The organism is Pseudidiomarina planktonica, from assembly GCF_900177775.1.
Taxonomy (GTDB): Bacteria; Pseudomonadota; Gammaproteobacteria; order Enterobacterales; family Alteromonadaceae; genus Pseudidiomarina; species Pseudidiomarina planktonica.
The window spans coordinates 238,431-262,822 of the sequence record NZ_FXWH01000003.1 but is presented as its reverse complement, the minus strand read 5'-3'; the positions used below and the strand labels follow the sequence as shown (position 1 = coordinate 262,822).

General features: G+C 50.1%; 19 protein-coding genes. 12 read left to right on the top strand and 7 right to left on the bottom strand.

From position 1 onward, the window contains the following. Both CCE91_RS11325 and CCE91_RS11320 read left to right on the top strand, forming a co-directional pair. Positions 1-1,290: an AMP-binding protein gene (locus CCE91_RS11325; RefSeq protein WP_086435406.1), complete on the top strand. Its 1,290-nt coding sequence runs from the start codon at positions 1-3 to the stop codon at positions 1,288-1,290. A 2-nt stretch (positions 1,291-1,292) separates the two neighbouring features. Next, entirely contained in the window at positions 1,293-2,873 is a 1,581-nt protein-coding gene (locus CCE91_RS11320) for an HAL/PAL/TAL family ammonia-lyase (protein ID WP_086435405.1), read from the top strand. On the opposite strand, the gene CCE91_RS11315 is transcribed toward CCE91_RS11320, so the two are convergent. Both CCE91_RS11315 and CCE91_RS11310 read right to left on the bottom strand, forming a co-directional pair. Continuing rightward, positions 2,865-3,299 carry a CBS domain-containing protein gene (locus CCE91_RS11315; protein WP_086435404.1) on the bottom strand — a complete coding sequence of 145 codons (435 nt, stop codon included), beginning with the start codon at positions 3,297-3,299 and terminating at the stop codon, positions 2,865-2,867. The two genes, CCE91_RS11320 and CCE91_RS11315, sit on opposite strands and share 9 nt — an antisense overlap. Positions 3,300-3,302: 3 nt before the next feature. Then, entirely contained in the window at positions 3,303-4,646 is a 1,344-nt protein-coding gene (locus tag CCE91_RS11310) for a M24 family metallopeptidase (RefSeq protein WP_086435403.1), read from the bottom strand. Between the two features lie 217 nt (positions 4,647-4,863). Between CCE91_RS11310 and aceB the strand changes: the two genes are divergently transcribed. After that, positions 4,864-6,459 carry a malate synthase A gene (gene aceB / locus CCE91_RS11305; protein ID WP_086435402.1) on the top strand — a complete coding sequence of 532 codons (1,596 nt, stop codon included), beginning with the start codon at positions 4,864-4,866 and terminating at the stop codon, positions 6,457-6,459. Positions 6,460-6,505: 46 nt separating this feature from the next. Continuing rightward, complete coding sequence (gene aceA, locus CCE91_RS11300) at positions 6,506-7,846, top strand: isocitrate lyase (RefSeq protein WP_086435401.1); 1,341 nt, start codon at positions 6,506-6,508, stop codon at positions 7,844-7,846. Here aceA and aceK read toward each other — a convergent pair. Further along, positions 7,830-9,560, bottom strand: coding sequence for a bifunctional isocitrate dehydrogenase kinase/phosphatase (gene aceK / locus CCE91_RS11295; RefSeq protein ID WP_086435400.1), 1,731 nt, complete (start codon positions 9,558-9,560; stop codon positions 7,830-7,832). The two genes, aceA and aceK, sit on opposite strands and share 17 nt — an antisense overlap. A 152-nt stretch (positions 9,561-9,712) precedes the next feature. Here aceK and CCE91_RS11290 point away from each other — a divergent pair, with 152 nt between their 5' ends. From CCE91_RS11290 to CCE91_RS11275, 4 genes are read left to right on the top strand one after another with little or no spacing between them, the layout of a single operon-like run. After that, on the top strand, positions 9,713-10,987 hold the full coding sequence (locus CCE91_RS11290; protein WP_086435469.1) for an efflux RND transporter periplasmic adaptor subunit: 1,275 nt from the start codon (positions 9,713-9,715) through the stop codon (positions 10,985-10,987). Positions 10,988-11,020: 33 nt separating this feature from the next. After that, positions 11,021-11,740, top strand: coding sequence for an ABC transporter ATP-binding protein (locus CCE91_RS11285; RefSeq protein WP_086435399.1), 720 nt, complete (start codon positions 11,021-11,023; stop codon positions 11,738-11,740). Positions 11,741-11,751: 11 nt separating this feature from the next. Continuing rightward, positions 11,752-13,065 (top strand): ABC transporter permease, encoded by a 1,314-nt coding sequence (locus CCE91_RS11280; protein WP_086435398.1) that lies wholly within the window; start codon positions 11,752-11,754, stop codon positions 13,063-13,065. A 23-nt stretch (positions 13,066-13,088) separates the two neighbouring features. Then, a complete protein-coding gene (locus CCE91_RS11275; protein ID WP_086435397.1) occupies positions 13,089-14,306 on the top strand; it encodes an ABC transporter permease in 1,218 nt (405 codons plus the stop codon). A gap of 20 nt (positions 14,307-14,326) precedes the next feature. On the opposite strand, the gene CCE91_RS11270 is transcribed toward CCE91_RS11275, so the two are convergent. Beyond that, on the bottom strand, positions 14,327-15,262 hold the full coding sequence (locus tag CCE91_RS11270; RefSeq protein ID WP_086435396.1) for a LysR family transcriptional regulator: 936 nt from the start codon (positions 15,260-15,262) through the stop codon (positions 14,327-14,329). Positions 15,263-15,341: 79 nt separating this feature from the next. Continuing rightward, positions 15,342-18,539 carry an amidohydrolase family protein gene (locus tag CCE91_RS11265; RefSeq protein ID WP_086435395.1) on the bottom strand — a complete coding sequence of 1,066 codons (3,198 nt, stop codon included), beginning with the start codon at positions 18,537-18,539 and terminating at the stop codon, positions 15,342-15,344. 177 nt (positions 18,540-18,716) lie between these two features. Here CCE91_RS11265 and CCE91_RS11260 point away from each other — a divergent pair, with 177 nt between their 5' ends. The 4 genes from CCE91_RS11260 (at position 18,717) to CCE91_RS11245 (ending at position 23,472) form a co-directional block, all read left to right on the top strand. Next, complete coding sequence (locus CCE91_RS11260; protein WP_086435394.1) at positions 18,717-20,093, top strand: sensor histidine kinase; 1,377 nt, start codon at positions 18,717-18,719, stop codon at positions 20,091-20,093. Between the two features lie 192 nt (positions 20,094-20,285). Continuing rightward, positions 20,286-21,383, top strand: coding sequence for a hypothetical protein (locus CCE91_RS11255; RefSeq protein ID WP_126797220.1), 1,098 nt, complete (start codon positions 20,286-20,288; stop codon positions 21,381-21,383). A gap of 97 nt (positions 21,384-21,480) precedes the next feature. Further along, positions 21,481-22,389 carry an alpha/beta fold hydrolase gene (locus CCE91_RS11250; RefSeq protein ID WP_086435392.1) on the top strand — a complete coding sequence of 303 codons (909 nt, stop codon included), beginning with the start codon at positions 21,481-21,483 and terminating at the stop codon, positions 22,387-22,389. A 12-nt stretch (positions 22,390-22,401) separates the two neighbouring features. Next, entirely contained in the window at positions 22,402-23,472 is a 1,071-nt protein-coding gene (locus CCE91_RS11245; protein ID WP_086435391.1) for a hypothetical protein, read from the top strand. 135 nt (positions 23,473-23,607) lie between these two features. Here the strand turns inward: CCE91_RS11245 and CCE91_RS11240 are convergent, their stop codons facing one another. Together CCE91_RS11240 and CCE91_RS11235 are read right to left on the bottom strand one after the other, a co-directional pair. Further along, the gene (locus tag CCE91_RS11240; RefSeq protein WP_086435390.1) at positions 23,608-24,018 is read right to left on the bottom strand and encodes a BON domain-containing protein; all 411 of its coding nucleotides are present in this window, start codon (positions 24,016-24,018) and stop codon (positions 23,608-23,610) included. Positions 24,019-24,092: 74 nt separating this feature from the next. Beyond that, entirely contained in the window at positions 24,093-24,386 is a 294-nt protein-coding gene (locus CCE91_RS11235) for a hypothetical protein (protein ID WP_086435389.1), read from the bottom strand. Positions 24,387-24,392 lie beyond the last annotated feature (6 nt).

Below are 24,392 nucleotides of genomic sequence, written 5' to 3'. Positions count from 1 at the left end.
ATGTCGAAGATGACTCTGTCCGCAGCACTGGTGCTGGATGTTATTAAAGCGCTGGTTGCGGACGAGCTAAAAGCAATTCGGCAAGTAGGCAATCACCAGCTATCGCCCGATAGCTGGAATGCCGACACCCAAATAACACCAACCGAACAAACTTCAACAGCAGCTTGTGACAACGCCTTGCAGGTTGACTCATTAGAGTGGCTCGCTATGGCAAGTCGCGTTATGCAGTTCTTCCAGTTGAACGATAGCGGTTATGAAGACTATCTGCTTAGGTACAAAACCTTAGGTGGCTGGGCCGAACTGGTGCAAACCGCCCGCGCCGATCATAGCAGCGACATTACTTTGCAAACCTCAGGTAGCACAGGCTCAGCACAAGCTGTTAGCCATAGCTTTGATTCATTAAGCACCGAGGCGCATACCTTTTTACAGCACTTTCAACTGCTGCTTGGGCAACAACCTAAACGAATTATTGCGTTAACCCCCTGCCACCACATTTACGGTTTTATTTTTACCGTGTTGTTGCCGGCTTTATTTCCGAATGAAAAGCAGCAGGTTGTACGTGGGCTAAAAGCTTTTAGTACGGTACAAGGTGGCAAACTGCAACCCGGTGACATCGTCATTGGTGTGCCCCATATTTGGCAGCAACTGCAGCGTTCCGGCGTGCAGTTTCCAGATGATGTGTGCGCCGTTACCTCTACCGGACCCTGTCCATCTGAGGTTGCGGCCGGGTTGAAGCAACAGGGCTTAAAGCACTTTATTGAAATTTATGGTTCCACTGAAACAGCCGGCATTGGCATACGCGCCAGCCACACCGAACCATTCGAGCTGCTACCACGGTGGAACCGCGAGCCCGACGCAGCGGATAAAGATACCCTGGTTGACGTAACTACTAATGCCAAGGTTACTTTGGGCGACCACCTGCACTGGCTGAACCAGCGTCAGTTTTTACCGCAGGGGCGCAAAGACAAAGCCGTGCAGGTAGCAGGCACCAATGTGTATCCGGCGCAGATTGAAGAACACTTATGCCAACATGCGGAAGTAGAGCAAGCGCGCGTGCGGCTCATGACCGCCAACGAGGGCAATCGCCTGAAGGCGTTTATTGTGCCTAAGCAACAATCAACTGGCGCTGCTGGCGAGCACGACCAATTGCTTGCAAAGCTACAAAGCTGGTGCCAAACCCTGAGCGCGGCGGCCCAGCCGAAGCATTTTAGCTTTGGTAACCAATTACCGGTTAATAGCATGGGCAAGGCTGCCGACTGGCCTATAACTTCAAATATCGAGGAAGTCTGATTATGACACGGCCGGTTCAACTTGCAGCAAATCAAGATTTAAGCCCGGCGCAGCTGGAAGCCGTTGCTAATGGCGCAGAGCTACAGCTAAGCCAGCAGCATTGGCAAGCGGTTCAGCAATGCTATGAGCAAGTGCAACAACTGCTGCAACAACGCGCCCGCATTTACGGCTTAACCACAGGTTATGGCCCCTTAGCAGATACTTATATCGACCCGGCCGACTCGGCCAGCCTGCAACGTAATTTAATTTATCATCTGAGCAGTGGCACCGGCCCATTATTGGCCGTAACCCAGGTGCGCGCCATCATGGCCGCCCGTGTTGCCACGCTTGCCCGTGGCCACTCGGGCGTGCACCCTAAGTGTTTGAAGCTATTACTAGCCTGTTTAAATCAAGATTTGATTCCGGTAGTGCCATCGCTCGGTACTGTTGGCGCCAGTGGTGACTTAACACCACTAGCACATATTGCCCGCGGCCTGCTGGGCGAAGGGAACATGCATGTGCAGGGCCAGCTGGTTACTGCAGCTGACGCCTTAGCAAAAGCTAAGCTAGAGCCACTAGCCCCAACGGGTAAAGACGCCCTGGCCTTAGTGAACGGCACGTCAGCAATGACCGCCATTGCCGGTTTAAACCAGCAACTTAGTGAACGCTTGCTTACCTTGTCGGTGAAGCACACCGTACTTTATGGTGAGGTGTTGTCGGGTAGTACGGAAGCCTTACAGCCTGGTCTTGGCCAGTTGCGGCCGCATGCGGGTCAATGCTGGGCGCACCAGCAACTGTTGGCGCAGGCTGAGGGTAGCGAACGCTTACAAGCCTACGCACCACCACCACAGCTGAACGATCAGGTGCAACAGCAGCAAGCCATGTTTGCGCAAGCCATGCCGCAGGACGCCTATAGCTTTCGCTGTGCCCCACAACACCTGGGCGCGGTTTACGACACCCTTAAGTTCCACCAGCAAACAGTAACCACTGAGCTGGCTTCGGTAACCGATAACCCGGTATTTTTAAATCAGCCCGACGGCTCAGTGCAAGTACTGCACGGCGGCAACTTCTTTGGGCAGCATATTGCGCTGGCGGCAGATGCACTGAATAACGCCTTACTAACCCTGGCTATTCATAGTGAACGGCGTATTGCGCGGGTAACCGACGACAAGCTAAATCAGGGCTTGCCACCTTTTGTACGCGGCAATAACAATGGTCTGCATAGTGGTTTTATGGGCGCTCAGGTTACGGCTTCAGCGCTAGTTGCAGAACTACGCACTCATGCGCACCCAGCCAGCATTCAGTCGATTCCCACCAATGCCAATAATCAAGACGTGGTTACCATGGGAACTATTGCGGCACGGCGCTGTGCTGAAACCTTGCAACGGTTAAGTGAGTTATTAGCTATTGAAGCCATGATACTGGCGCAGGCGGCCGAGCTTAGACATGCTTCGGTGACGTCGTTTAGCCCTGCCAGCCAAGCCTTTATAGGGGAAGTACGCAAACAAGTTAAGCCGTTAGGTGACGACAGGTCACTGGCAGATGATATTCAGCGGCTCGCTCACCACCTGCAGCAACCGGGCTTCAATGCTCAGTTAGTCTGACGCTACTTGCTGTTTACGTTGCTGTTGCAACTCGAGTGCTCGCATAATGTCGCGCCAACTCAAAATACCAACGGGTTTTCTGCTCTCATCCATTATGGGAATACAGGAAACCCGTTCGCGGTTAAACAGCCGCACCGCGTCGTAAATACCTGCCGTTGGCGGTAAGGTTCGGAGCTCTCGTTGCATCACCTGATGTACTTTTTTATTCAAAGTAGCCAGGTCACGCATGGTTTCAGCAGCGGTTCCTAAGTTGGGGCTCAGCGCTTTCAGTAAGTCACGATCCGATACCACGCCCACCAATTGAGTACCGTCTACCACCAACACATGGTGAAACTTATTGCGGCTAAAAATATGCTGTAAAGTTTCCAGCGTCTCGTCCATGCCAATAGTGGTGACCTGACGCGTCATAATATTCAGCAAACTCATGACCTACTCCTTGGAACGAATAACGTGTAGTTCGGTTTGGCGTCCATTGAGGTAATCAACTTCACCGTTCCAAAAAATAGCATCTTCTTCCAGCATAATCATCAGGTCCTGGCCCCATTCGGTGCCTGTAACCGTTGTGTTCAACTCAATAGAATAGGCGGTTCTATCGTATAGTGGGTACTCACCTGAACCCTCAATAGCGGCTTGTTTGTCCCACATACCAATAGTAGGGCCTGAGCCATGCCCGTAATAGCCAATCGGGTGACTATAAATACTAGGTTGCAAGCCTTGTTCACGTGCCTCGGCCAGCGCGCTCAGTAGAATTTCATTGCCCGTGCGCCCGGCTTTGAACTCATTCGTAAGTATGTTCTGCACCTGATTGCCGTCGGCCAGTGCCTGGCTTAAATACTCAGGAACTTCAGTTTCATTTTCTCGTAACACATAGGCCTGTTGCTGGGTGTCGGTATTCAGCCGTAAATAGGTGATACCAAAATCCACATGCAGTAAATCGCCCGGCAAAATAGCCTCCACCTGAGCGCGTGGATTACCTTCTAACTCGCCCTGCCGTTGCACAGTTACCGTCGGGGGAAACCACACATCCAAATCCAGTGCCTCCACCTGTTCACGCAGCCACCATTCCACTTCGGTAGTTGAGGTTTTACCCGGCTCTACCACTTGATTTGAAAAGGCTTCAGCAATCAGTGCATGAGCAATTTCCACCGCGTGTCGGTAATAAGGAAGCTCGGCTTCAATACGGGTTTCCAGCCAGCCCACAGCTAGCGGCTCGGCACTAACAATACGGTTGCGGTAGGTTTCATCCAGTGCCGCCAGTAACTCTTCTTTGTCAGTTGCAACAAGCCCATCTGCCTGAGCAAAATCAGCGGACTGATTCACGCCAATACGCTCCGGATTATGCTCGCGAACGAGCTCAGCTAAGCGCGCCCACTGGTCCGGTTGTTGCTCCGGATCCCAGGCCTTCTTAAATAAGTCACCGACGTCATAACGGGCTACCGCCAGAGCTTCAACGCCCTGGTCTACACCATCATGAACGCCGCGGTCTGACAGTACCAAAATGGTCCGTCGGCGGGCTGACAACCAGCTACTTGGCAGCATGGTTTTAAGCACAGGATCTTCGTTGTATTCCCGGCTTACCAATATCCACATATCAATATCGTGCTTGCGCATCAGTTGCGGCGCCAGAGTTTCAAGGCGCTCCTGCAGCAACTTATCAACTACTTGCCCGCGTTGTTGCAGCGACAAAGGTTTATCCACTGACTCGGGTAAAGCCTGAGCCGGATACGCCAGCAATAAACCGCCGACAAGTAACAGTGTGTAAAGGTATGGCATAGCGCACCTATGGTTTTTTTAACTTGCCTTCAGCTTACCAGCATTTCGCTAAAAACCGAATTTTCAAAACTACCGAAACAGGCTTATCCCTTTCGCTGTATTGGCCCAACCGTATATTCATTAAATAAATGGCCACAATTAAAAGGATAAATTAGTTTAATTTTAGGGGCAGCGCTAGTCTTGCTTCATTAACACGCAACCAACAAATGAGCTAAAAATGACCACCAATAACTCTCAGAACCTGCGCGTTCTTGCTGACCCGGTTAGCGGTCAGGACGAAATTCTTACTCCGGAAGCCATTAGCTTTCTCACCGATTTAGTGCGCGAGTTCCAGCCGCGTTTGCAGCAATTGCTAAGCCAGCGCAAAGTTCGCCAACAGCAAATAGATGCTGGCGCCCTACCCGACTTTGATGCCAACACAGCACCTATTCGTGACGGCAACTGGAAAATTGCCGAGCTACCGGCTGACTTGCAGAAGCGCCGACTAGAAATTACCGGCCCGGTTGACCGCAAAATGGTTATTAACGCATTAAATGCCAATGTGGATTGCTACATGGCTGACTTCGAAGATTCGCAATCACCTACCTGGCAAGGTGTGGTCGACGGCCAGATTAACCTGCGTGACGCCAACCGCGGTGAAATCTCTCACACCGACCCGAACAGCGGTAAAAGTTATCAGTTGAATGACAATCCAGCGCTGTTAATTGCCCGGGTGCGCGGTCTGCACTTACCTGAGAAACATCTGCAGTTAGACGGCCAGCCAATTCCCGGTGCGCTGATGGATTTCGCCTTGTACTTTTTGCACAACTATCAAGTACGCCAGCAAAACGGTAGCGGTGTTTATTACTATTTGCCAAAACTTGAGCACAGCACTGAAGCCAAGTGGTGGAGTGACGTATTTGCGTTCACGGAAGAACGCTTCAATTTACCAACTAGCACCATTCGCGCCACCATACTGATTGAAACTCTGCCTGCTGTGTTTCAAATGGACGAGATTCTGCACGAATTGAAAGATCACATTGCGGCGCTGAACTGCGGCCGCTGGGATTACATTTTCAGCTACATAAAAACCCTGAAAAACCATCCGGATCGGGTGCTGCCTGACCGTCAGGTGGTTACCATGAATCAGCCATTCCTGAATGCCTATTCACGTTTACTAGTGAAAACCTGTCACCGCCGCGGCGCGCTGGCTATGGGCGGCATGGCGGCCTTTATTCCAAGTAAAGATGCGGCCGAAAACGAAAAGATTTTGGCCAAGGTAAAAGCCGACAAAGAACTCGAACGCGACAACGGCCATGACGGCACCTGGATAGCTCACCCGGGTTTAGCCGACACCGTTCGTTCGGTATTTGTGGATGGCATTACCGGCATTAACCAACTGCATGTCAGCCGCGCCGAAGATGATGAAATTACGCAGGCACAGCTGTTGGAGCCATGTCCGGGCGAGCGCACCGAGGCCGGCATGCGAATCAATATACGCGTGGCCCTGCAGTATTTAGCGGCGTGGGTTTCCGGGGTTGGTTGCGTCCCTATTTACGGCCTGATGGAAGACGCTGCCACTGCAGAAATATCGCGCACTTCAATCTGGCAATGGATTAAACACCAGAAGTCACTGGATAACGGCCAGGTAGTAAGCAAGGACCTGTTCCGCAAATACCTGCAACAGGAAGCTCAACAGGTTCGCCAGGAAGTAGGCGATGAACGTTGGCAGCAAGGCAACTTTGCGCCTGCGTTGCGTTTGCTTGAAGACATTACCACCAGCGATGACCTGGTCGATTTTCTTACTTTACCGGGCTACGACCTGTTGTCGTAACCCCAGAACAACACATAACCATATAAAACATTACAGGACTAACACCATGACAACCACAACCTCGTTAACTCAAGCTGAAGCGGCCAAAGAACTTCAACAGCAATGGGACACCGACCCGCGCTGGAAGAATGTTGAACGCACCTACACAGCACTGGACGTGATTCGTTTGCGCGGCTCGCTAAAAGTAGAACATACCTACGCCAAACAAGGTGCCGAAAAACTTTGGCGTCTGGTTAATGGTGCCGCCCAGCAGAAATTCGGCAAAGACTACGTGAATGCCCTTGGCGCACTAACCGGTGGTCAGGCAGTACAGCAAGTAAAAGCTGGCTTGCAAGCCATTTACTTAAGCGGTTGGCAAGTGGCAGCAGACAATAACAGTGCCTGTAGCATGTATCCCGATCAGTCGTTGTACCCGGTCGATTCAGTGCCTACCGTGGTGGAGCGCATTAACAGTTCGTTTTCCCGCGCCGATCAAATTCAGTGGTCCAAAGGTATTACGCCTGAGCAGGAAGGCTACATTGACTACTTCGCGCCTATCATTGCCGACGCCGAAGCGGGTTTTGGTGGTGTTCTGAACGCCTACGAATTGATGAAGAGCATGATTGCCTCAGGCGCTGCCGGCGTGCACTTTGAAGACCAACTGGCCTCGGTGAAAAAATGCGGTCACATGGGCGGCAAAGTATTAGTGCCAACTCAGGAAGCCGTGCAGAAACTGGTTGCTGCTCGTCTGGCAGCCGATGTTGCCGGCGTGCCTACCTTGTTGCTGGCACGCACCGATGCCAACGCAGCCGACCTGCTAACCTCTGACTTTGACGCGAACGATTTACCGTTTTGCACTGGCGAACGCACCGCCGAAGGCTTTTACCGGGTTCGTGCTGGCATTGATCAGGCTATTTCGCGTGGTTTGGCCTACGCGCCATATGCGGACTTGCTGTGGTGTGAAACCGCCAAGCCTGATTTAGATGAAGCCCGTAAATTTGCCGAGGCTATTCACGCGAAGTTCCCGGGTAAACTATTAGCCTACAACTGCTCGCCGTCGTTTAACTGGCGCAAGAACCTGGATGACGCCACCATTGCGAAATTCCAGCGTGAATTGGCGGCTATGGGTTATAAATTCCAGTTTATTACCTTAGCTGGCGTGCATAACATGTGGTACCACATGTTCGAATTGGCGCACGATTATGCCCGCAATGACATGTCTGCTTATGTGAAATTGCAGCAACAGGAATTTGCAGCAGCCGACAAAGGCTACACCTTCGTAGCGCACCAACAGGAAGTGGGTACCGGTTACTTTGATGAGGTAACTAACGTGATTCAAGGTGGCCAGTCGTCGGTAACTGCATTAACCGGCTCAACCGAAGAAGATCAGTTTAAACATTCCGCTTAAACTGCATGCTGCTTGAATAAGGAAAAACATCCGTAACCACCCCGTTGCGGATGTTTTTTTGTTGCTGCCGCCAGAATTCTGCCTGAATTAATTCCGGGTGCTCACTAAGCAAAATATCCCGCCAGGGTTGTTTGGGTAGTGCAAAGGTAGCGAGTTGTTCCGGAAATACATCGTTGGGCGCAATGGCATACCAGGGCTCGGCAGATAACTGATCAACCGAGTTGTCAGCCACAGGTATTTCACGAAAGTTCATGTCGGTTAAGTACTGAACCTCGTCGTAATCATAAAACACCACCCGTTGGTGCCTAGTAACCCCAAAGTTTTTCAGCAGCATGTCGCCCGGAAATATATTGGCGGCAATCATTTCTTTTAAGGCGTAGCCATAATCAATAATAGCGTTACGGGTTTCCTGCTCAGACGCGTATTCCAAAAACAGGTTCAGCGGAATCATGCGGCGCTCCACAAACAGCTGCTTAATTACCAGGGTATCGCCTTCAATACGCAGTGAATCAGCTACCGTTGCCTGCAATTCTTCCAGTAAATCTGCCGACACCCGATTAAGCGGTATGGCCACATTTACGTACTCCAGGGTATCGGCCATACGCCCGGCGCGATCATGGCGTTTCACCAGCCGATAGCGCTCAATGACGGTGTCGCGGTCAATATGTTTCCCTGGCCCGAAGCGGTCTTTAATAACCTTAAAAACATAGGGGAAGGACGGCAGGGTAAACACCGTCATCACCATACCTTTCACCCCGGCTGCGGCCACTAACTGGTCGTCACTTTGCTGCAGGTGGTGCAGAAAGTCGCGATAGAACTCGGTTTTACTTTGCTTGTGCAGGCCAATAGCAGAGTACAACTCAGCCAGGGTCTTCTTCGGCATCAGGCTTTTCAGAAAACGAACCAGCGCCGATGGCGCCCGGGTTTGAACCATAAAATACGAACGGGCAAAGCCGAATATAACCGCCATGGCATCAGCCTGGGTTATTAAGGCATCCAGATAAATACCACCCTGGTCGGCTCTGAGTACCGGAACAATGAAGGGGTAAGTTGCAGTACTGGTAACAATACGCCCCACTACATAGGCTGCTTTATTGCGGTAAAACGGCGCGCGCATTACATCAATACGCATTTGGTAAGAGGCTAAGTCAGTTTCAATCGCCTGGGCTTTAAACGCTTGTCGCAGTAAGCGAATGTCCCCCTCAAGATCAACAAAAGGCGTACCAAAATCAATGTCGGCAATAACCCGTTGCAAGGTTCGCCGCATACCCTGCACAACGGGAAAGTAGGAGCGAAACTCGGTTTCCAGTGGTACCGGAATACTGTCACTAAGGGTGCTTTCGACGAAAATATAGGCGTTATTAAAGTAACGCCGGTGGAACAGGTTACAGAACACCGAGTTGTAAAAGGTTTCGGCCAGTTCAGCCTGAGGGTGAAACGCTAAATACGCATGATAAATCTGCCGGGTTTGCTGCCAAAGCTCTGGTTGCCAGTTCTCGTTGGTTAACTCACGCAGCAGTTTCGTGGTTTCCGACACCCGCTGGTCATATAACGAAATTCGCTCGCTGGCTGCTTGCTGGCCGCCCAGCCAGTCGCCCTGAGTAAACCGCTCACTAGCACCTGCTGTGACTTCCTGAAACACCTCATAGTGCTTATGGAAGCCCTGCAAAATACGCCTGGCGTATAACTCGGCTTGCTGTTGTTGGTCACTCATGTGGCAAAGGCTATGCGGTCAGTTATCCATAACCGCATTGTTACATGCTGTTACCCGTGCGCAACTTTATTTTTACACCGAGTAAACCTTTTGTAAGTTCCCAGCGACTCTTTGTTCATAACTCTACTTACAAAAAGGATTTAGCCGTGGCGATAAAGATTGCCGATACCAGTGGTCAGGACGTAGTCAGAGAGCCTGCAAATAACAACCATCGCCGCTGGCGCTATGGCCTGTTGGCCGTAGTTATAGTGGCACTTATAGTTATGGCCGTGCCGGTAATTTCGCAATGGGCCAAAGCCGAAGCTTCGGTTCCCCGTGACCGGCTGCGTTTAGCCACGGTCAGCACCACCGACTTTATTCGTGATATTTCTATTCAGGGTCGGGTGATTGCTGCGGTAAGCCCCACCTTGTACAGCCCTGCGCAAGGTACTGTTACTTATCATGTTGATGCCGGCGATCAGGTTGAGCAAGGCCAACTGCTAGCCAGTGTTGAAAGTCCGGAATTAGAAAGCCGATTGCAACAGGAACGCGCCTCGTTAGAGAGCGTGATTGTGGCCTTGCAGCGTCAGGAAATCACCACGCGCAAAGCCGAGCTGGAAGCACAGAAACAGGTTGATATGGCGCGCGTAACCCTAACCGCCGCTGAGCGCGAGAAACGTCGCGCCGACGAAGCCTGGAAAACCAAAACCATTAGCCAAATTGACTATGAAAAGGCCCAGGACGATTTAGAAAATGCACAATTGGTGTATCAACATGCGGTTGCCGACGCCCAGCTGAATTCAGATTCATTGGCGTTTGAACTACAAACCCGGCAGTTAGAAGTAAATCGCCAACAATCATTAGTGAATGACTTAGACCGACAAGTACTGGCGTTGAATATTCTGTCACCGGTAAACGGCTTAGTGGGTAATCGCGAACTAGACCAGAAAAACCAGGTTGCCAAGAACCAGGCAGTTCTAAGCGTGGTTGATCTCACCGCGTTCGAAGTTGAAATAGCCATTCCGGAAAGCTACGCCGATGATCTGGCTATTGGTATGGCCGCCGAGATTAACTATAACGGCACCATACACCCCGCTACCTTAGTGTCTATTTCACCTGAAATTCGCAATAACCAGGTGATGGGCAATGTGCGTTTTGCCGACACTATGCCCGGCGCTCTGCGCCAGAACCAACGCCTGACAACGCGCATTCTGCTTGAACAAAAACCCAATGTATTAGCGGTACAACGCGGCCAATTTTTAGAAAGTGGCGGCGGCCGTATTGCCTATCTGGTAAATGACGGCGTAGCCACCCGCACCACTATCAATGTAGGGGCCACCAGCATGAGTTCGGTTGAGATTCTGGCCGGCTTGCAGGAAGGCGATGAAATTATTGTGTCCAGTATTGAAGCCTTTGGCGAAGCCAATACAGTGCGCATCACCGATTAACGATTAAGTGACATTCAAAAGGAAATTACCAGCATGTTAAAAATGACAAATATAAAAAAGGTGTTTCGCACTGAAGTTGTGGAAACCCATGCATTACGAGATTTCAGCCTGCACGTGAAGGAAGGCGACTTTGTGGCAGTAACCGGCCCGTCAGGTTCGGGAAAAACCACCTTTTTGAACGTAGCCGGCTTACTGGAAACCTTTGACGAAGGTGACTATTTACTGGATGGCCAAAGCGTAAAAGGCATGTCCGATAACCAATTAGCGCGCATGCGTAACGAAAAAATTGGCTTTATTTTTCAAAGCTTCAATTTGCTGCCCGACTTAAACCTGTTCGACAACGTTGATGTGCCTTTGCGTTATCGCGGTTTTAACGCCAAAGAACGCAAAGAGCGTATTGTGCAAGCGTTGGAAACCGTTGGTTTAGGTAGCCGTATGAAGCACCTGCCGGCACAGCTTTCCGGTGGTCAACAACAACGGGTAGCTATTGCCCGGGCGCTGGCCGGTGAACCTCGCTTTCTGCTGGCCGATGAGCCTACCGGTAACCTGGATTCCGCCATGGCGCAAAGCGTGCTGGAACTGCTGGAAGACATCAACAAAGCCGGTACCACCATTATTATGGTTACCCACGACCCGATTCTGGCAAAACGCGCCGGTCGTAATGTATTTGTGCGCGACGGTCAGGTAACCGAGGTTACTAAAGAGGCCGAGCTTGACGAGTTGGTTCAGAAAACTGCCCAGGTTGGCGGCTAACGGAGCGCACTATGATTGCTTATTACTTTAAACTTTCGCTGCTAAGTTTGCGCCGCAACCTGCTGTTAACCGGTTTAATGATAGCCGCTATTGGCCTTGGTATTGGTGCCGCCATGACCACCATTACGGTGAATTATTTGATGTCGGCCAACCCTATTCCGCATAAAAGTGAGCAGCTGTTTTATGTGCAATTAGACAGCTGGGATCCAAACCAACCCTACACTGAGCCGAACGAACCACCGGATCAGGTAACCTGGACAGAAGCGACCAACCTAACCGCTGCTAAACAGGCCAAACGCCAATCGGCTATAGCAACTTCCAATGTTGTAATAGAACCTGAGCGCGCCGAACAAAAGCCATTTATTGCCAGCGTACGGCTGGCCTACAGTGACTTTTTCCCGATGTTTGATGTGCCATTTTTATATGGCTCCGGCTGGCAAAACTCCGCTGATCAAGATCTGCGCCGGGTGGTGGTGCTTAGCAAAAAAATGAACGACGAGCTATTTGGTGGTGAAGACTCCGTAGGCCGTAATCTGGTTATGGCTGGCACCACTTTTCAGGTTGTTGGGGTGCTGGACAGCTGGGAATTAAAGCCCAAGTTTTTTGACGTAACCACCGGCGCCTTCAACGAAATGGAAGACGTTTACATTCCATTTTTGTTGAAACAAGCCATGGAACTACCCAGCAGCGGCAATAACAACTGCTGGAAACCCTTCGAAGAAGGTGGCTTTAGCGCTTACCTCGGCTCTGAGTGTATTAACTATCAGATGTGGGTGCAGCTGGACAGTGACGCCGAAAAAGCCGATTACCTGTCGTTTTTGCACAGCTATGTTGAAGAGCAAAAGCGTTTAGGTCGCTTCCCACGGGAACAGAATAATCGCCTTTCCGACGTTATGGAGTGGATGGAAAACCAGGAAGTAGTGGCAGATGACGCGCGCATGATGATGTATATGGCGCTCATGTTCCTGGTGGTCTGTTTACTTAACACTGTGGCGTTGTTGCTGGCTAAGTTTATTGGCCGTACCCCTGAAATAGCTCTACGCCGCGCCGTTGGTGCCAGTAAGCGCACCTTATTTTTACAGCACATTATTGAGTCCGCCATGTTGGGTGTTGCCGGCGGTATTTTGGGCTTAGCTATTGCCTGGCTGGGTTTACAAGGGGTTTCCGGTTTGTATGGCGAAGACACCAGAGGGTTAGCCGAACTGGATTTAACCATGGCGGCACTTGCCGTAGTTCTGGCCATTGTCAGCACCGTATTAGCTGGTATTTATCCAACCTGGCGTACCTGCAGCGTAGCTCCTGCCGGTCAGCTTAAAACCCAGTAGCAACACTATTAAGGATTATAACAATGAGCGAACTAGGACCTATTTTTCGCGCACTACTGCGCAATAAGGTTGGTGCTTTGTTACTGGCACTGCAAATAGCGGTCACTATGACCATTATGGTGAACGCTATTCACATGATTGAGAACCGCAGCTCTTTAATGGCGCGCCCTTCGGGGCTCGACGAAGCAAACCAGTTTTATCTGTCCAGCACCGGTTATGCGCAGGACTTCAACGAGCAACTGGTAGTAGAAGAAGATTTGCGCTTAATTCGCCAGTTGCCGGGTATTGTGGATGCCACCCAGATTAATGCCATTCCACTTAGTGGTGGTGGCTGGTCAATGGGCTTGTCAGTTGAACCCGGCGCTGAAGCACGCGGCTCTGGTATTGCCGTGTACTTTGTTGACGACAATGGCATGAATACCTTGGACGTAGAACTGATTGCGGGGCGTAATTTCAGTGCTTCGGAAATCGGTTACCGCGGGCGTAATGCCACTGAGTGGCCACAAAATATTATTATTACCGAAGCGGCCGCGAAAGAATTATTCCCGGATCTTAGCGTGAGCGAAGCCGTGGGTAAAACCGTGTATATCAACAACGATGAGCCTATGACTATTATTGGCATCATGGACCAGTTGCAAGCGCCCTGGGTGGGCTGGAGTGCGGTTGAACGAGTGATGCTGGTGCCACAACGCACCCTGTTTGGCTCGTCACGTTACTTTATTCGCACCGAGCCAGGCCAGCGTGATGCCATGATTAAAGCCACCGAGAAACTATTGCTGGATCGTGATGTTGGCCGGTTAATTCGGAATGTTCGCACTATGGAAGAAACCCGTGACGACAGCTATCGCGGCCATCAGGCACTGCAGACTATTCTGTGGGTAATAGTAACGGTACTCACCATTATTACGGCGTTAGGCATTGTCGGCATGGTTACTTTCAGTGTGAACCGTCGACGTAAGCAAATTGGTACGCGCCGGGCATTAGGTGCTACCCGCTGGCAAATTATCCGTCACTTTTTAGTGGAAAACGCACTGGTTACCAGTTGTGGTCTGATTTTAGGCGTAGGCTCAAGTATTGCGCTGAATATCTGGCTGGTGGATGTGTTTAGCTTGCCACGGGTTGGCTGGCATTACCTGCCGATAGCCATGGCAGTGCTGCTGGTAGTGGGCCAGTTAGCGGTGCTTGGCCCGGCTCGCCGAGCCGCAGCCATTTCACCGGCGCTGGCAACGCGCAGTGCCTAAGCTTTGGTTTAAGAGCGAGCTTATTCTTCTGCAGCCGTTGTTGCCACCAGTTGACGAAACCAACGGTGACCAGCATCGTGCTGCAGCAGCGGGCTCCAGATCATGGTTAGCGCCAGCGGCGGAATAGCAAACGGCGGGGCTTTTACTGTTAGTTCGCTATCATTTTGATACAGCGACGCAGCGCGGGTTGGTAGCGTTGCAATTAACCCCTGCCGCGCTAAATACATAGCTACGTGATAGTTCCGGGTAAACACCCGGATTTCGCGTTTATGGCCAATTTTACCTAAAGCTTCATCAACCCAACCCAACTTCTGCACGTCGTGCGGGTCCATACCCACACCCACACCAAAACCGGTTTTGCTTACCCACACGTGCTCCGCTTTTAAATAATTTTCCAGCGTAAAGTTTTCCAGTAGCGGGTGATCACGGCGAATCAAACAGGAAAAGTCATCTTCCCAAATAGATTTCTGGTGAAACGACTGAGGTAATTTATCAAACCGGTTAATGGCAATGTCTACTTTGCCGTTTTCAACATCATGAAAGCTAATGTCGCTGGGCGTCATAATGTCTAAAGTAACCCGCGGTGCTTGCTGCTTTAACGCCGTTAATAGCCGTGGCATTAAGGTAGAGGCGGCGTAGTCGGAGGCCATGATACGGAACACCCGGTCACTGCTTTGGGATTCAAACTCCCGTGCCGGTTGTACCATTTCTTCAACGGAATACAGAATGTGGCGAACCTGCTCCTGCATGGCCAACGCCCATTCGGTTGGAATCATACCTTCACTGGTACGCACTAAAATAGGATCGTTTAATAGCGTTCGTAAGCGCTTCAGGCCGTTACTCATAGCTGGCTGAGTAATGTTGAGTTGGGCCGCGGCTTTGGTCACGTTGCGCTCACGCAGCAACACGTCCAAATACACCAGCAAGTTCAGATCGATGTCTTTTATGTTATTCATGAAAAAAATAAATCCCGCTATACGAATATAGCGGGATTATAACTGGCTTTTGCCTAACCTGCATCAGACCTTGGTCTGATTATTCCCAGTAAAAGGTTTCCCGGTCTTGCTGCTGAGGGTGCAACAAGTTCATGGTAGCGGCATCATATAAGCGGCCATTCACCATAGTATGGGTCACTTTGTCGGTTACCCGAATGTCTTCCAGCGGGTTGCCGTCAATCACAATAATGTCAGCCAGTTTGCCCTCGGTCAGAGTACCCAGCTGATGATCCATACCGAACTCTTTGGCCGGATTAATGGTACCAGTAGCCAAAGCTTCAAGTGGTGTCATACCACCTTGCTCCATCATCCAGATTTCCCAATGCTGTGCCAAACCTTCACGTTGGCCATGCGCACCCGAGGTTACATTCACACCCAGGTCATTTAACTGCTTCGCCACATGGGCATTGTTAAAGTGGTTGTAATGGTTATGCGGCGCTTTTTCCCGACGCATTGACGCTGGTGCCAGAATATCTTGCGGAACAAAGGCACTCAGGCGCGGATGCTCCCACACGTCAGTTTCTGCATACCAGTAGTTCTCGCCCCAGATACCACCGTAGGCGACACCCAGAGTTGGCGTGTAGTCGGTTTCGCTCTGGCTCCAGAACTGCTCGATGTCTTTATACATGTTCGCTACCGGAATAGAGTGCTCCACCGTGGTATGGCCGTCGGCAATCATGCTCAGGTTGTGCTGCAGCAAGGAGCCGCCTTCAGGCACTACCATCATTTCCAGCTCACGCGCAGCCGCAATAATTTGCTGACGCTGATTACGGCGTGGTTGGTTGTAGCTCTTCACCGAGAACGCACCCACTTTCTTCAAACGCTCTAAATGAAACTTGGCGTCGTCCAGGGTATCCACATGAGAGGTATAGCCCGGGCCATTGGCACCATACAAAATGGTTCCGGTAGAGAAGATTCGCGGCGCGGCAATTTCACCAGCTTTTTGCATTTCACTGGCCGCAAAAATCTCAGTGGTGTCATTTGACGGATCGTGAATAGAAGTCACCCCGAACGCCAGCGTGGCGTACATTTTCCAGTTTTGCTGCGGAATGATTTCGTTGTCACCCTGCGGGCCGTGCGCGTGTCCGTCAAACAGACCCGGCATTACCGTTTTGCCTGAGACATCAATAACTTTGGCGCCAGCAGGTACATCAACACTGTCTGATTCACCCACCGCAACTATTTTGTTACCGGTTACTACCACAGTACCGTTTTCAATCACTTTAGCACCTTCCATGGTAATCACCCGGCCGCCAACAAAAGCCACGCTGCCATCAGGTATGGCGGCATCGGCAGTGAACGAAATATTAATGCCGTTCTCAACACTGGCCAGGGCAGCATCGTCGTCAGTCTTAGGCTGTGCAAACACGTCACTTACATCGGCATGATAAAGCTCCGGCCCAAGCGACCAGTACAACTGCTTGCCATCAGCAGTCCAGGAAATATTTTCACCGGCACGCACAGACAACTGTTCAACCGGGAACTGCTTGTCAGTTGGGCTAATGCTAATTGGCTTGCCGCGTTCTACGAACGGCGTTACAAATACTTTAAAGCGCTCAGCAAAGGCCAGTTGCTGGCCGTCTGGTGACACTCTGAACTCGGTGGCATGCTCGGCGGTGTAAAGCGTACGTGCTTCGCCAGTTACCATGTCAACGCTTATAAGCTCAGGGGTTTCACCATAACCAAGCAAATATACCCGGTCGCTACGTTTGCCGAATTGCGGCTGACTGCCACGTTCACTTACCAGTTTGGCTTCCCCGGAACCGTTCGCAGCCACCTGATAAACGCCTGGATTTAATCCATGTGAGGTTGGCGTAATGTAGCCACCGCTAATTTTGCGATACACCACAGTTTTGCCGTCTGGCGTAAAGGTAGGTTCCACAAACTTACCGCCACCGGTGTTTAGCACCTGCTCTTTGCCGGAACTTACATTGCGAACAATAAGTTGCCCCTGCTGCTGGTCGTCCCAGGTTGCATAAACCAGTGACTTACCGTCGCGGGAAAACTGCGGATACAACTCAAACGTCTCGTTTTGACTGGTCAGTCGTTGTGGTTTGCCATCTGGTAAGGCACGGGTATACAAATGCCCCATAGCTTCGTACACCACTTGTTCACCGTCAGGAGACACTTGCACCATACGTAGCATTTTTACCGGGAACTGGTCCTGGTCAATATTCTGCTGATAACGCACAGCGGTCTGCACTTTCTTGGTGGTTTCAACACTGAATGGAATCACGCGGGCAGAACGACTTTCAACGTCTAACCGCATGATTTTACCGCCAGCCCAGAATACTAGTTCTTCACTGTCGGGCGTCCAGTCCATAGTCGGATAAACACCGTGAATGGCCCAGGTTTCCTGCATGTCACGGTCCAGCCCGTCATACAAACGAGTTTTCTCACCAGTTTTCAGGTTGTAGGTGTAGAGCACACTTTTAAAATCTTCGCGGCGAATATAAGCCAGGTAGTTACCATCTGGTGATGGCGTTGGCCGAATAGCGCCACCGGTTCCACTTAATAGAACATCAATTTCGCCGGTTTCACGATCGTATTGCTTGATGGTGTAAATACCTTCAATGGAGTCTTTGCTGTAATGGAAAGTTTTGCCCGGAGTATCGTCCTGGGAAAAATAAATGTAGCGACCATCAGCTGAAAATGCCGGTTCACCCAGATCTTTCTGATCATTTGGTCGTGCCGTTAGCTGCACCCCAGAGCCACCATTCACATGGTACATCCACACTTCACCTGCGCCCAGCGAACGACCTGCAGTATAGTGCTTACGTGCCACTATATAGTTGCTGTCAGGGCTCCAGGCCGGGCTGTTTAACAACCGGAAAGTTTCATCGGTAACTGCGCGGGCATTGCTGCCGTCGGCATCCATTACCCAAATGTTGTCGCCACCACCTTCGTCGGTGGTAAAGGCAATAGATTTGCCATCAGGCGAGTACACCGCCTGCATTTGCCAGGCAATACCACCGCGCAACAACTTCGCATCGCCACCCTTGGCCGGCATCTGGTAAATGTCACCCAGCAAATCAAACACTATGGTTTTGCCATCCGGGCTCAAATCAACGTTCATCCAGGTACCTTCGGATACGTTAATTGAAACATCTTTAAATTCGCCCGAGGGATCATTTACTTCCCACTGTGCAGGTTGTTCCTGCGCACTCAGCGTAAAAGGTGCGGTAAATGCAGCCAGACTCGTGGCTAAAGCAAGCGCAATTGGCGTTAGCTTCTTCATAATTATTCCTTGGATTTATTGTTCGTGTAGCCCTGTTCTATCGCTGTTGGCGAGCTTTGTCCAGCCTTCGCCCGATGAACACGCACCAAGACAGGTTCAATGACTGTCAGGTCATGCTAGCATCTTGTCGAAATCTTGCTTATTCTTAAATTTCAACATTTTGGGTAATAGGTCAGCATGCGAAAGGATCTTGAGAATATCCTTTTAGAGGTTTCCAAATCACCAGTTATTGATAGCGGTGAGTTGCACTCTGCCATACAAGTTATGTTGGAAGCCGTGCTTGAAGGGCTGCAGGTTGATCGCGCCAGCGTGTGGGTATTGAGTAACGATAGCATGGCAATTACCTGTGAACTGCTCATTGACCAACGCACGGGCAAAAGCAGCTCCGGTTTAGTCATTACCCACCGCGAATTCCCCAGTTATTTTGAAGCACTGCTGGAAGACAGAGCCATTGTTGCCCACGATGTTTACAGTCACCCCGATACCGCTGAATTTGGCGAGCCCTACTGCAGACCCTTAAATATACAAGCCATGTTAGACGCACCACTGCGGCACCGCGGCGTTATGGTGGGTATTTTGTGTTGCGAACATTGCGATCACACCCGGTTGTGGCAGGCAGACGAAGTAACCTTCGCTTCAGCCATGGCAGATTTGTATGGCCGGGTTCTTAGTGCTGCCGAGCGCGCTCGCTTTCAGCAACAACTGCAACAGCAAAATGACAAACTTGAGCAAATAGTAGCGGAACGAACTGAGTCACTGGAAAAAGCTCTGGCAAACTTCGAGTATGCCCAGGAACGTTTGATAGAAACCGAAAAAATGGCCGCATTAGGTAAACTGGTGGCTGGCGTTGCGCACGAAGTAAATACCCCGTTAGGAATTGCCGTTACCGCTATCAGCCACAGTCAGCATCAATTAAATAAATTAAGAGAACGCATTAACGAAGGTAATTTGTCACGCAAAGGCATGGCTTCTTTTATGGATGAAACCCAACAGGCGTACGATTTACTGTATTCAAATATTGAGCGCGCAGCTTTACTGATACAAAACTTCAAACGTACCGCCGTCGATCAATCCAGTTTTGAGTTGGTAGATTGCTATATTTGCAACTACCTGGAAGCACTCATGTTTAGCTTGCGGCCGCTGATTAAAGAACAACAAGTAGATGTGATTATTGACTGCAATGAAGAAGTTTTTATAAAAACCTATCAGGGAGCTATCGCCCAAATTGTGACCAACCTGCTCAGTAATAGTTGCACCCACGCCTTTACCGATCCCGGAGGTAGGAACACTGTTACTATAACGGGTAGCGAAACCGATACCGGTATTACCCTTACCTTTACCGACAATGGTTCGGGCATGGACAAAAACACTCGTAAACAAATATTCGACCCATTTTATACGACCGCCCGGCATAACGGCGGGTCAGGTTTAGGCCTGTATATTGTTTATAATCTGGTAACGCAAAAACTGAATGGAAGCATTAGCGTCACCACAGCTCCCCAACAAGGCACTCAATTCACCCTGCATTTACCCGATCTAAATCAACAATTGTAAAAATTTAGGATTACTTTTACGAAATCTTCACTATAATCAGCAAAGTATGAATGCTGTTTTTTTACGCAATTCCTTTCAAATAATAATAGTTAACAAGACAGGGTCATCTTTATGAAGTTTCTCAATCCTATAATCGCCAGTGTTTTGGTGGCTTTTTTGGCTGGTTGTAGTTCTCAGGCTGCACTAGTTTCCATGCCAAACCTTCCAGCTCCTGAATCAGACAAAACAACCTTTAAAGTGTCCCGCTCGAATTCAGCGGAGCTTGAAAATAACGTGGTGCAATCCCGCGCTTACCCGATTCCAATTGGTAGCTCGGTGGTTATTTCAGTACCTGATGTTTATAACCAGTACCGCGCGAATCCACAGCGTACCGACAGCGAATATCGCTCACTTGGTTACTTCAACATTGCTGAGCAGCAAATTGAAAAAGAACTGCTACGTGCAGGCTTTCAAGTGAAAGACCGCTCCAAGTTTGAAGCTATTTTGCGTGATTTACGTGACCAGAGTGCCTGTAACATCAACAGTTGGCGCGAGTGTCGCGAAATTGATCCGCAAGCCAGTAAAATTCTTGAGCAGCTTGAAGAGCAAATGAAGAAAGGCGATATCTCAGTTTCTGATTACAGCAAGCGCATTAAAGAAGTACAGGCTGAGTTTAAAGTTGGCTCTGCTGGCAGCTCACGTGAAGCCGGTGCTCAGGAATTAACGGATATTTCAGAAGTTATTCGCGCCGCCAGTGCCAGTGATATTCAGGCCGATTACATTCTGCAAATAAACGAGTTTGTAACCGACGATGTAAAAACTGAAAACATTAACCTGATGCAGGTTGATGAAGTGCGTGCCTTTATGTCGAAGCATCCAGCCTTGCGCCCGGCCATAAATGAAAAGCAATGGTTCCAGTGCGAAACTCTGGTTGCCGCATTAAACGCCAAGCTCATTAATGTTAAAACCGGTGATGTGGTGTGGATTGGTAACCACAGTGCCAGTGAGTTCCACGGTGCTGATTCACAACTTGAGTTAGCCTTAGAGTATCGCCGCTACGTAGCAAACCTGCGCGAAATTCAACAAGCGGTAAACTATCAGAACCAGCCGCATGTACGCGAATACCGTGTTGATAACCCGCCATTACCGCAAGCGCGGTTTACCACTGAACTGGTAGGCCCTATGAATGTAGGTGGCGCCAGCTGTGATGCCGAAGAACGAACTGCAACTCAGCAAGACCAAATCCGTAACGTATTGGCGCGCAATGTAGCTCAGGAACTTATTGCTACCATTCGAACCGGTGACTGGTAAGCTATAGTTCATAAAGCTTAAGCTAAACTATCAAAGGGCACAGCAGGTGCCCTTTGTGTTTTCTGAGTATCCGAAAATTACTTCATTAAGGTGATACGTGACCTACCAACTGAAACATAGCGCTATTGCCGGCGGTACCATTGCCATTTCGCTGTTTGGAAACCCCGAGCTACCCAAACTTCTGGTGCTGGGCGGTATTAGCGGCACCCGGCATGCCATTACGCCCACCGGTGATGGTTGGTGGCAAGGGCTGGAGCCAGCCATACCCCTTGCTGATTACTGCATTGTGGGAGTGGATTATGCCGGTGGTATTGGCGAGTCTGAACTGGAGCAAAACAGCCCGGTGGCTGACCTTAGCGAACATGCCAGGTTAATTGCCGAAGCCCTTATAGCCGCTGGTATCAACAGTGTAGCTGCCGTTATTGGTGGTTCTTTTGGTGGCACCGTAGCTCTGGCGCTGGCTGAACAAGGCAAAATAACTATCAAGCAACTGGTGATAGTTGCGGCGGCTCACCGGCCCCATGCCAGTGCGGTGATTCTGCGCAACTTTCAGCGCGACCTGTTGCAGTTAGCACAAACCGCAGGCAATGCGGATTTGGGAGCCGAACTTGCCCGGGCGCTGGCCATGTTTAGTTATCGCAGCTCACAGGCGCTGGACTATTATCACCCCGAGCCAAAACAAGCGTACAACTACCTGCGTTCACGCGCGGCTCAGCTGGTGGCTAGCAATCCACGCCGTACCGCACAACTATTTGAGCAATTTGGTCCGGCGCTGGACAACTTCAGGCTTGACCCGCAAGGCATTGGTCAGCCAACCTTAGTTATTGGTTTCACCAGCGATCAGTTAGCACCGCCGCATTTAATGACCGAATTTGCCGAACAACTAAGTAACTGTGCCGGAATACATTTGTTTGAATCCAGTTACGGCCACGATGGCTTTATTAAAGACACCGCAAACTATGCGTCGCTGGTACGTGAGTTCTTAACTCTTTCCAACAAAACCTAACGGGAGCATGCTTTGTCGCAAACCAATTTAGGAATTATTGTGGTTGGTGCCGGTAACGTTGGCGGTTACTGGCTGGATAATTTTGCACCTGAGCTACCAGTTGGGGCCGAAATTGTTGCCATAGTGCGCTCAACGCGCTACCTGACAAACTGCCAAGGTAATGTCAGCAACTGGCGTGAAGACTTTAGCAATACCACACAGCACAGCCCTGCTGACGCGCTGGCAGTGATTCTGCAACAGCTTGAAGCCTGTAGCCATCCGCATAAGGTAGTGCTGGACTTAACCGCCGACGAGCGTATCCGTCACCACTACACCGACTGGATTGCTGCCGGTGCGCATATTATTAGCGCCAACAAATACGCCGGTGCCAGCAGTAATCAGGACTACCAGAAGCTCCGTGCGGCGTTACAGCAACACCAGCGCCACTGGCTGGCAAACACTACGGTGGGCGCCGGTTTGCCTATTCAGGCAGCTATTCAGGAACGGCTGCGCGGCAATGACACTATTCATAAAATTTCGGGGCTTTGTTCTGGTTCGCTGTCGTGGATACTGCGCCAGTTTCAGGCCAGCGACAAAGCGTTTTCGTACTGGGTAAAACAAGCAGCTGAACTTGGTTACACCGAGCCGGATCCGAGACAAGATTTAGGTGGTCACGACGTTGCCCGTAAACTAACTATTCTGGCGCGTGAAGCCGGTTGGACTATTGATCCGAACGATGTTCAGCTGCAGTCTTTGGTGCCACCGGAGTTACGACAGGTTGACCTCAGTCAATTCTGGCAGCAAATAAATAAGCTTGACGCTTATCTGCAGCCCTGGCTGGAAACCGATTCAGCAAAACCCATGGATTACTTAGGTACAGTTGCACTAACTAACGGGCAGTTAACGGCAAATGCAGAGCTCACCAGCTTTGCTGCTGACAGTTTATTCGCCACAGTGCGAACCGGTGATAGCGCGTTTCAGATTTATAGTGACCACTACTGCGAAGGACCGCTTACCGTGCAAGGGCCTGGCGTAGGTGCGGCATTAACCGCTTCGGGCGTGCATAGCGATGTGCTGACGCTGTTCAGCGAATTAAATAGTTAAAATGGGATAGTTAACGTGGGGCTTAATTTTCGCGGGAGTTTTTCATAAACCGAATATGAAAATGGCATTCCTGCCTACTCACCAGAGTATTTCAGAATGCCATTCACAAACTTCCTTACACGTACCTAAAAACAATTAGTAATCGTCTTTACGCACCTGGATATCATTTTCGATATCTTTAACGCCTTCAACAGTTTCCGCCAGGTTCTCAGCAGTGTCGATATCAGCTGAATCTTCAACAAAGCCTGATAATTGAACAATTCCATTGCTCGTTTCGACATTAATATCCATGCTGCTTAAATTGTCGTCTTCGAAAATAATGGCTTTAACTTTGGTGGTGATAACAGCGTCATCAATATATTCACCAGCGTCTTCAGCTTTGCGCTCAGCGTAGGTTCCTGCTTTTTCAGCTTTATTTTCGGTTTGTTGCGCCGCATTTTCAGCTTCGTATTCCGCGCGTTCGGTTTCTGCTTCACTGCAGCCCGCAACGGTAAGCATTGAAAGTGCGATTAAACTTGTTGGTAATGCCATTTTAAAATTCTTCATGGGGTAACCTCCTGTTATTGAAATATCATTCCGACAATCACTATAGCGCCATTCGTGTAAGTGTATCGTCATCTTTACAGATGTTTTGCAAAGCTGTTGGCAGTTTGCACTCCTGCAATGACTCTTAACACGTTGACCACTAGTTTAGTGCGGGATCCTTCTTTACCGGCGGCCTTCGTCCGTTTCGGCCTATCCGTTATTTTTCCAACTAAAAATCCTGTTCCTGCAGCACACCACAGCGCTGTTGGAGAAGACAAATTCTTGTGCGTTATCGAAACAACCTTTTGTGAGTGAAACCTTACTGCCAACTTATGCAGTTTCAGGTTTTCCTCAAGTTGGGTTATTTGACTGTCCAGCCGTGATGCCATAAACCC

Coding starts and splice junctions, on each gene's coding strand:
- CCE91_RS11325 (WP_086435406.1), top strand. CDS start 1: ATGTCGAAGATGACTCTGTCCGCAGCACTGGTGCTGGATGTTATTAAA.
- CCE91_RS11320 (WP_086435405.1), top strand. CDS start 1,293: ATGACACGGCCGGTTCAACTTGCAGCAAATCAAGATTTAAGCCCGGCG.
- CCE91_RS11315 (WP_086435404.1), bottom strand. CDS start 3,299: ATGAGTTTGCTGAATATTATGACGCGTCAGGTCACCACTATTGGCATG.
- CCE91_RS11310 (WP_086435403.1), bottom strand. CDS start 4,646: ATGCCATACCTTTACACACTGTTACTTGTCGGCGGTTTATTGCTGGCG.
- aceB (WP_086435402.1), top strand. CDS start 4,864: ATGACCACCAATAACTCTCAGAACCTGCGCGTTCTTGCTGACCCGGTT.
- aceA (WP_086435401.1), top strand. CDS start 6,506: ATGACAACCACAACCTCGTTAACTCAAGCTGAAGCGGCCAAAGAACTT.
- aceK (WP_086435400.1), bottom strand. CDS start 9,560: ATGAGTGACCAACAACAGCAAGCCGAGTTATACGCCAGGCGTATTTTG.
- CCE91_RS11285 (WP_086435399.1), top strand. CDS start 11,021: ATGTTAAAAATGACAAATATAAAAAAGGTGTTTCGCACTGAAGTTGTG.
- CCE91_RS11280 (WP_086435398.1), top strand. CDS start 11,752: ATGATTGCTTATTACTTTAAACTTTCGCTGCTAAGTTTGCGCCGCAAC.
- CCE91_RS11275 (WP_086435397.1), top strand. CDS start 13,089: ATGAGCGAACTAGGACCTATTTTTCGCGCACTACTGCGCAATAAGGTT.
- CCE91_RS11270 (WP_086435396.1), bottom strand. CDS start 15,262: ATGAATAACATAAAAGACATCGATCTGAACTTGCTGGTGTATTTGGAC.
- CCE91_RS11265 (WP_086435395.1), bottom strand. CDS start 18,539: ATGAAGAAGCTAACGCCAATTGCGCTTGCTTTAGCCACGAGTCTGGCT.
- CCE91_RS11260 (WP_086435394.1), top strand. CDS start 18,717: ATGCGAAAGGATCTTGAGAATATCCTTTTAGAGGTTTCCAAATCACCA.
- CCE91_RS11255 (WP_126797220.1), top strand. CDS start 20,286: ATGCCAAACCTTCCAGCTCCTGAATCAGACAAAACAACCTTTAAAGTG.
- CCE91_RS11240 (WP_086435390.1), bottom strand. CDS start 24,018: ATGAAGAATTTTAAAATGGCATTACCAACAAGTTTAATCGCACTTTCA.
- CCE91_RS11235 (WP_086435389.1), bottom strand. CDS start 24,386: ATGGCATCACGGCTGGACAGTCAAATAACCCAACTTGAGGAAAACCTG.